The organism is Pseudomonas sp. SDT291_1_S447 (assembly GCF_054070155.1).
This window is the reverse complement of record NZ_JBSVXS010000336.1, coordinates 1-323: the sequence shown is the minus strand read 5'-3', so window position 1 is coordinate 323 and position 323 is coordinate 1. Positions and strand designations below refer to the sequence as shown.

Annotated in this window: 1 protein-coding gene; it reads right to left on the bottom strand. The window is 57.0% G+C overall.

Going from position 1 to position 323, the window contains the following annotated elements; translation table 11 throughout:
- Window positions 1–277 (bottom strand): baseplate complex protein (locus tag ACW9IR_RS29825; RefSeq protein ID WP_457466195.1); only part of this gene is annotated, 277 nt, incomplete at its 3' end.
- Window positions 278–323: the final 46 nt, after the last annotated feature.

The window sequence follows — 323 nt, the reverse complement described above, 5'->3', positions numbered from 1 at the left end:
GCACACCGAAGGTTTCGGCCGTGTCGTTCACGATCCGATACAGATGCAACTGACCACCGCCGGCGGTGGCTTCAGCCATGCGCAACAGATCCGTCAGCTGGGTTTTATCCACAAAGGGAATCATCAGCGAGACGGCAAGCGTCTTAGGCTTGAAGCCTTTGTGCGCCTTGTCGGTGTTGCTGGTCTGGCCGGACATATCGCCGCTTTCGATTCGCAGGTTGGCCGTGACTTTGAGGTTCTTGCCCTGGACTTTTTGCCCGTCGAGTAGCAGCGTCATAGGCCCACCAGTTCACGCACAAAGCTCAGTCCTTCTTTGCTGCCGA